Here is a 6,811-nt window from a genome sequence, read left to right as displayed (position 1 = left end):
CATGAAGCCTTGCGGCACGCGCCAATCCTCGCCGCCCATCAGCCCCAATGCAGGCCGTGCAAAAATCATCGTGCAGACCAATGCAGCGACAGGATTGCCCGGAAGCGCAAAAACCGGGACGCCACCCCACATCCCAAGCGCCAGGGGCCTGCCCGGCTTTAATGCGATACGCCAATCATGCCGCACACCTGCGTCGCCCAAGGCCGCCGAAACGTGGTCTTCGTCCCCAGCCGATGCGCCACCAGAAGTAAGGATGACGTCAACCTCTCCCGCCGCGGCATCAAGGCGCGCAATGACCGCCGCCCGGTCATCGCCCACATGGCCAAGGTCAACTGCCGCCATCCGCCAATCCGACAAAAGCGCCAACAACATGGGACGATTTGCGTCGTAAGTGCGCGCCGGATCCTGCGTAGATCCCGGGGCGACGATCTCGTCACCTGTAGACAAAACGCCAACACGAAGCGGGCGGAACACAGATAATTCAGTCACACCGGTTGCGGCCAAGAGCGCCAGCTCGGCAGGCCCCAACCGACAGCCGGCCAGAACCGCCACTTCGCCCGCCTCCACGTCTTCACCCGCACGGCGCGCATTCGCACCAGCCTTCACCGGCCCTTCAAAAGCAACCCGTGCGCCGTCGGTCGTCGTGTCTTCTTCAAGCACCACAGTATCAACGCCGTCCGGCAAGATCGCGCCGGTCAGAATACGGATCGCAGAACCTTGCGGAACCACGCCGTCAAAGGCCGCCCCAGCCGCCGCGCGACCATCGGCCAGCGGCAAAATCTGGTCCCCTGCTCCCGTCACGCTATGCGCAAACCCATATCCGTCAACCGCCGAATTCGCGGCCGGAGGGTTCGCGCGAAGCGCCACAGCGTCTTTCGCCAACACACGCCCCAATGCCTCTGAGGACGCGCAGGTTTCAATGCGCGCCACCGGCACCAAAGCCGCGCGCAGCCGCCCCAAAGCATCATTAACCGGTGTCCAGTCGACGCCGGGCGGCAGGGCAAAGCAATCGTTCTTCAGGCGCGGCGGCTTAAGCATCTGATCTCTCGTCAATTCGTCCAACCGATCCCCATGACCGCTTCCCAAAATCCACGCTTCTTCCCGCGCAACATCAGGCACATCCATCCAAACAGCCAATTCGTCTTGCGGCAAGCGCGACAAGGCCACAGATAAAAGCTGCACCTGCGCGCGATCCCGAATGACATCTCCCGACCGCCGCACTGCACGGTCCACCAAAGACGGCCAAATCTCAGCCAAAACCACGGATGCCGCGCCACAGTCTTCAAACGGCCAGACCGCAACCCCCGACATCTGGCGAAGCCGCGCCATAACTGGCAACCCCATCAATACCTGACCCCCAACGGTCGGCGGAAACGCCAGTTGAAAGCAACTTGACGCAGACTGCGCAACCACATCCGTCGCGCGCTTTTCCGCAAACCCGTCAAAGCGGACGTCCACTTTGCGGTAAGGAACGCCGGGGTTGCGGTCCTTGGCGTGCTTCCCCCAAAAAGGCCCCAAAGCCGGGAACAACGCGTTGATCGCCTCGGCAATCTCGAAGCGATTGTTCTCACCGGATGCATCGTCCCTGATCCGCGCCTCAAGCCAGTCCCAAAGCACAAAAGGATCATCGCTTCCGGTCACACAGCGCGCAAACCCGGACGGATACCCGAATGGAAAATCAAACGTCGCCAACACCCGACGCCCCGCTGCGTTTTCATCCACGAAAAAGGTGCGTAACCAAGTCTCCGCCTCAAGCCGACTGCGCAAATAGACAGGCTCGTCCGAAACACCGTCCCGAGCGATCCCCGCCCAGATCGCGTCTTTCTGAGGTCGCGCCGATTTTGCACGCGCCGCCGACCAGTCCATCACCAGAACCGTATCGAACCGGCTCACAACGCCAGCTCAGCCATGATGAAATCTGCAATCGCTCCGGTGTCATTCAGATCAAATGCCGCCAAATCCCCGTGCGTCGCACTGCAATCCGACGCAATGGCCCGTACGCTTGGCGTCTCAGGCGCCAGCAACGCCATGCCCGTTTCGCCGCGATGGGCTTCGATCATGGCATGATCCGCCGTCTTGAAACCTTCCACCAAAACCAGATCAACCGGAGACAGCTTTGCAAGCAACGCGTCCAGATCCGGCTCGCCTGCACCGCGCAGTTCCGCCATCAACGCCCAGCGCTGAGCTGACCCCAACAGAACTTCGCTGGCGCCGGCCATTCGGTGACGATGAGAATCTTTCCCCGGCTGATCCACATCGAACGCGTGGTGGGCATGCTTTACAGTCGAAACTGTCAGACCGCGCCCGACAAATTCTGCCACAAGGCGCTCCATCAGCCCGGTCTTGCCGGCGTTTTTCCAGCCCACAACCCCCCAGATTTTCATGACAAGCGCCCCGCATAGCTTTCCGCTAAAACCAAATCTTCCGGGGTATTCACATTGAAAAAGGGATCAAAACGCCCAGTTGGGAAATCCGCCATCGCAGTGCCATATATGTCAGTCCACTGAACAACCTTGCGCACGCCATCCGCCAACGCGACCCGCAAATCCTCGCGCAATGCGACGGGCCAAAGCCCGAACGTCGGGTGCCGCCCATTGTCGGTGCGCGCCAAAGCGATAGGTTTGCCCGCAAGTTCGGCTGCCATCTGCAACCGGGGCACCAGATCGCCCGGAAAAAACGGCGTGTCAGCGGCGGCAGTCACAATATGATCAGCACCCTTGGTCGCCGCCCAATCTAGCCCCGCCAAAACCCCAGCAAGCGGCCCCGCAAACCCTTCAACCGTATCGCCAATAACCGGCATCCCAAACGCCGCAAACCGCGCAGGCTCTCCGTTGGCATTCAGACAAAGTCCCGCCACCTGAGGCGCGAACCGATCAATCACATGGCCAAGCAGCGTTGATTGTCCAAGCCGCAACAAGCCCTTGTCACCGCCGCCCATCCGTGTCGCCTGCCCTCCCGCCAGGATCACGCCCAATGGTTGTTTCACGCGCCTCTCCAGTCATTCAGACGCGCGCGAAACTCTTTTGCGGTCAACCCCTCAGGTATCGCTGTATCCGGGATCGCGATCATCGACATGCCTGAGCGCAAAACCGTCGCGCCCTTCGCCTTTCGCACCGCATCAATCGCACCCCACTGGAACCGTCGTTCTGACACGTCGTCCCGCATGTCCATGCCGCGCGCATCAAAGCGCACCGAAATCTCGCCTGCCCGATCCCAATGCGTGCCAACGGTCCGGTAAAACTGCCGCATCCGGGTTCGCTGCAAATAGGCAAAGGCCGCAACCATCACAGCGGCCCCCAAGATACCGGCAACCACAAACGTTGGAGGCAACCCCGCCTTCCCGATAGCGCCCGCCAGGACCAATAGCCCAAGCCAGACCACCGCCCAGAAAACCGCGCGATGCAAAAACTTTACGGGCTGCACAGCGCTCCGCCACCAGCCAGTCATGGCGGCGGGCAACACCTTCGTGTCGAACCGATAGCGCAAGACTATCGCGTCAGTTTCGCCCCTCACATCACCATCCACGCTTCGATCCTTTCAATAAGGTCAGATCGACCGGCAACGCAAAATAGACATTGCCCGACGCCAAACCAATCGCGCTTTGTCCCGCAAGCACCCGATCAAACACGCGCCAGCCGAACTGACTGTCCGCCACATCCGCGCCAATGCGCACCCCGTCCAGGCCAAACGTCCAGACTTGTCTGCCGTCCTTCGCGGGCGACGCGTCCGACAAAGCACCCGTCAACCGGCGTACCGGTGCAAGGGCTGACCGCGTCCATACCCACGCCCCTGAGAACGCGGCAGCAATGCCCAACCACACCGGAGGCGAACGGCCAGTCACACCCAAACCACCAGACCCAGCGACAAAAGCGAGACTGTTCCTGCCCCAACCATCGCGATTACAGCCCGCCACCGCGCGTAAGTGAGTTGCCAGGTGTCCGCGTGCCCTGTGGCGATCATCGTCGCAATCTCAGCGCGGGCCTCTTCGGTGCCATAAACTTCAGCTGTAAAGTTATTCAAGCCTCGCCCCCCTTCCGGCGATGCTTGCGGTCTTCTTGCGCAGCGCCCTTGGGGTCTGCGTCACGGGTCAACCGCTCATTGCCCGAAAGGCACTGAAACCGCCGCCCGCGCATCCGTCCGATCAGCGTCAAACCGACCTGGCGCGCAATATCCACACCCCACGCCGTGAACCCCGACCGCGATGCCAGAACCGGTATGCCCATATGCGCACATTTAATCACCATCTCGGAGGTCAAACGCCCGGTGGTATAAAGTATCTTGTCCCCACCCGAAACGCCCTCGGCCACCATCCAGCCTGCGATCTTATCAACTGCATTATGCCGCCCCACGTCTTCCATATAAACCAGGGGTCGATCCCGCTCGCACAACACCGATCCGTGGATAGCGCCAGCCTCAAGATACAACGACGGTGTGCGGTTGATGCGGCCCGCCAAGGCATAAAGCCAGGAAGTCCGCACCTCGGCTTCAGGCAAAGTCAGCCCCTCAAGCCCTTCCATCATATCGCCAAAAACCGTCCCCACCGCACAGCCGCTGGTGCGCGTTTTCTTCTTCAGCTTGCCCTCATAGGTCGTCTGGCCATCCGTGCGCACAACCACCGTCTCCAGCTCTTCATCAAAATCTACGCCAACAACGGCCTCGCCGGGCGCCAACATACCCTGATTGTGCAAGAACCCAAGCGCCAGATACTCAGGGTAATCCCCGATTGTCATCGCCGTCACGATCTCCTGGCCATTCAGAAAAATCGTCAAAGGTCGCTCTTCGATAACGCCAAGATACGCCTCAGTCCCTGTCTCATCCACGCCCGAAAGCCTGCGCGTCAGCCCAGCGCGCCCCGGATCAGGCGCAATCAGATAATGATCAATGTCAGCACGAACCATGATTTGCGTCAGACACCTCCCCGCGATAAGCGCAAACCAATACTAGGACGCCTTCATGACCTCCACCACATCAAAATTCGCATTTGTCTCAGGCTTTTGGGCAGGACTGCCGTTTATCGCGGTGGGTTTTCCATTTGCGTTGTTTTTCGGAATTATCGCGACAGAAGCAGGCATGTCAGTCGCCCAAGCCATGGGTTTCACGATCATCGTGATCGCAGGCGCCTCGCAGTTTACCGCCGTTCAGCTCATGAGCGAAGCCGTCCCGGTCTGGAGCGTCATTGCCGCCGCCCTTGCCGTCAACCTGCGCATGGCGATGTATTCGGCAAGCCTTCAACCCCACCTCGCCACCGCGCCCCTTTGGCAGCGCGCGCTTGTGGCCTACATTAACTTCGACGCAAGTTACGCCATCAGCATCGCACGCTATGAAAAAGAACCGTCCCTCAGCGTGTCTGAGAAAGCCGCCTTTTTTCTGGGAAGCGTGTCGCTTATGACGCCGATTTGGTTCCTGGGGACTTATATCGGAGCCGTCGCCGGAGACCGCTTCCTCAACGGCTTTAACATTGATTTCGCGATGCCCATCCTGTTCCTCGCGCTTGCGGCCCCAATGCTCAAAACTTTGGCTCACCTCGCGGCTGCCGTCACCTCGGTTATCGCAGTGCTTGCGCTCTCCGGCATGCCCTCGGGCACCGGCTTGCTGCTTGCTGCTTTCATCGCGATGGCGGTCGGTGCCGAGATTGAACGGAGACGCGGGCGATGAGCTATACCGATGGCCAAATCTGGACGATCATCGCGATCATAGGTGTTGGCACCTATCTGATCCGCTTTTCGTTCCTCGGACTTGTCGGCAACCGCAAACTGCCGGAATGGGCCCTGCGCCACCTGCGCTACACACCTGTCGCGGTTCTTCCGGGTCTCGTGGCTCCACTGGTGCTAATGCCAAACCCGGTCACCGGCGAGGCCGATCCGGTCCGCATTGCCGCAGCCTTCGCCACAATAGTCGTTGGTTGGTGGCGTAAAGACATGCTCCCCAGCGTCATCGCGGGTGTCATCACCTACGGCGGCCTTCAATACCTTCTCTAGGTGCTTAAGGCCGCTCCAGAAAGACGACGTTGTGTCCCTTGTCGGCCGTCGCGTCGGTCACCAACTTTTCGCGCACGCCGGAAAGTCTGCCGAAATCTTTCGACAAAGCATTCGGGAAATAGCTGAAGCCAATGCCCTCAAAACCAGCAACGCCCGATAAAATCCGGGTAATTGCAAGCGAACACTGCGCCTTTGGAACTGCCCCATAGGCCTTCACAGCGACAAGCAACGCTTCTGCCTGCGCCGCTGTCACGTTCAACTCCTGAACCCGGACATTCCAGGCATCGCGCGCGTGGTAATCCACATATGCCGCCAGCGTACGGGGGGTCATACCAAAATGAACGTCATTGCGCTCGGGCGCGAACGGAACGTCGAACGTACCGGCAGGATCAAACATCACCCGCTCGGACCCGTTGATCAATAATCCCGAATGCCCACCAGATCCGTTCCGCGTGCTAACAACCGTAAACAACGTTACGCGCGTTGGTCCTTCATGGACATACGACGCACGCGCAACGGCGGTATCCGGCGCCCAGACAGGCTCGGCAGGGCCGCCACAGGCAGCAACCCAAAGCGGGAATAAAAGCAGGATCAGATTGCGGAGGACACGCACCCTCACGCCCACAAGATCAGGTATTGAAAATCGCGAGGAAGATCAGAACACAGATCGCAAAAATCGCGACGTTCTTTGCCAAGCGCATAAAGCCTGCAAAGGCTTTCTCCTGATCTTCGATATTCATGCTGCCGTGCTTATGTTCAGACATGGCGGTCTCTCCGGTTCCTGTTTGCAGGTGTGCTACCGCAATCAAACAGCTATGTCACGCAAGGACTAA

At 59.7% G+C, this 6,811-nt stretch carries 11 protein-coding genes; 2 read left to right on the top strand and 9 right to left on the bottom strand.

The genetic code is table 11. From position 1 onward, the window contains the following. The 7 genes from AC221Y_RS04960 to AC221Y_RS04930 form a co-directional block, all read right to left on the bottom strand. A partial coding sequence (locus AC221Y_RS04960; protein WP_486706874.1) for a molybdopterin-binding protein occupies positions 1-1,893 on the bottom strand: 1,893 nt, incomplete at its 3' end. After that, a complete protein-coding gene (gene mobB, locus AC221Y_RS04955) occupies positions 1,890-2,384 on the bottom strand; it encodes a molybdopterin-guanine dinucleotide biosynthesis protein B (RefSeq protein WP_299753693.1) in 495 nt (164 codons plus the stop codon). The genes mobB and AC221Y_RS04960, both read right to left, overlap by 4 nt. Continuing rightward, the gene (gene mobA / locus AC221Y_RS04950) at positions 2,381-2,986 is read right to left on the bottom strand and encodes a molybdenum cofactor guanylyltransferase MobA (protein WP_299753694.1); all 606 of its coding nucleotides are present in this window, start codon (positions 2,984-2,986) and stop codon (positions 2,381-2,383) included. Before mobA ends, mobB begins: the two co-directional genes overlap by 4 nt. Beyond that, positions 2,983-3,525 (bottom strand): hypothetical protein, encoded by a 543-nt coding sequence (locus tag AC221Y_RS04945; protein WP_299753695.1) that lies wholly within the window; start codon positions 3,523-3,525, stop codon positions 2,983-2,985. The genes mobA and AC221Y_RS04945 overlap by 4 nt, the downstream gene beginning before the upstream one ends. Next, positions 3,515-3,841 carry a hypothetical protein gene (locus AC221Y_RS04940; protein ID WP_299753696.1) on the bottom strand — a complete coding sequence of 109 codons (327 nt, stop codon included), beginning with the start codon at positions 3,839-3,841 and terminating at the stop codon, positions 3,515-3,517. Before AC221Y_RS04940 ends, AC221Y_RS04945 begins: the two co-directional genes overlap by 11 nt. After that, a complete protein-coding gene (locus tag AC221Y_RS04935) occupies positions 3,838-4,020 on the bottom strand; it encodes a hypothetical protein (RefSeq protein WP_299753697.1) in 183 nt (60 codons plus the stop codon). The genes AC221Y_RS04940 and AC221Y_RS04935 overlap by 4 nt, the downstream gene beginning before the upstream one ends. Further along, entirely contained in the window at positions 4,017-4,898 is an 882-nt protein-coding gene (locus AC221Y_RS04930; RefSeq protein ID WP_299753698.1) for a formate dehydrogenase accessory sulfurtransferase FdhD, read from the bottom strand. The genes AC221Y_RS04935 and AC221Y_RS04930 overlap by 4 nt, the downstream gene beginning before the upstream one ends. 55 nt (positions 4,899-4,953) lie before the next feature. Here AC221Y_RS04930 and AC221Y_RS04925 point away from each other — a divergent pair, with 55 nt between their 5' ends. After that, positions 4,954-5,655, top strand: coding sequence for an AzlC family ABC transporter permease (locus tag AC221Y_RS04925; RefSeq protein WP_299753699.1), 702 nt, complete (start codon positions 4,954-4,956; stop codon positions 5,653-5,655). Further along, positions 5,652-5,978 carry an AzlD domain-containing protein gene (locus AC221Y_RS04920; RefSeq protein ID WP_299753700.1) on the top strand — a complete coding sequence of 109 codons (327 nt, stop codon included), beginning with the start codon at positions 5,652-5,654 and terminating at the stop codon, positions 5,976-5,978. Before AC221Y_RS04925 ends, AC221Y_RS04920 begins: the two co-directional genes overlap by 4 nt. Before the next feature lie 4 nt (positions 5,979-5,982). Here AC221Y_RS04920 and AC221Y_RS04915 read toward each other — a convergent pair whose 3' ends face one another. Both AC221Y_RS04915 and AC221Y_RS04910 read right to left on the bottom strand, forming a co-directional pair. Beyond that, positions 5,983-6,591: a hypothetical protein gene (locus AC221Y_RS04915; RefSeq protein ID WP_299753701.1), complete on the bottom strand. Its 609-nt coding sequence runs from the start codon at positions 6,589-6,591 to the stop codon at positions 5,983-5,985. Positions 6,592-6,607: 16 nt separating this feature from the next. Continuing rightward, positions 6,608-6,742: an aa3-type cytochrome c oxidase subunit IV gene (locus AC221Y_RS04910; RefSeq protein ID WP_299753702.1), complete on the bottom strand. Its 135-nt coding sequence runs from the start codon at positions 6,740-6,742 to the stop codon at positions 6,608-6,610. Positions 6,743-6,811 lie beyond the last annotated feature (69 nt).

Source organism: Boseongicola sp. (assembly GCF_057460485.1).
This window is presented reverse-complemented; position numbering and strand designations above follow the sequence as displayed.

What these genes read in the sequence shown, in the direction of transcription:
- AC221Y_RS04920 (WP_299753700.1), top strand. Translation starts at nt 5,652, where the DNA reads ATGAGCTATACCGATGGCCAAATCTGGACGATCATCGCGATCATAGGT.
- AC221Y_RS04910 (WP_299753702.1), bottom strand. Translation starts at nt 6,742, where the DNA reads ATGTCTGAACATAAGCACGGCAGCATGAATATCGAAGATCAGGAGAAA.
- AC221Y_RS04930 (WP_299753698.1), bottom strand. Translation starts at nt 4,898, where the DNA reads ATGGTTCGTGCTGACATTGATCATTATCTGATTGCGCCTGATCCGGGG.
- AC221Y_RS04925 (WP_299753699.1), top strand. Translation starts at nt 4,954, where the DNA reads ATGACCTCCACCACATCAAAATTCGCATTTGTCTCAGGCTTTTGGGCA.
- mobB (WP_299753693.1), bottom strand. Translation starts at nt 2,384, where the DNA reads ATGAAAATCTGGGGGGTTGTGGGCTGGAAAAACGCCGGCAAGACCGGG.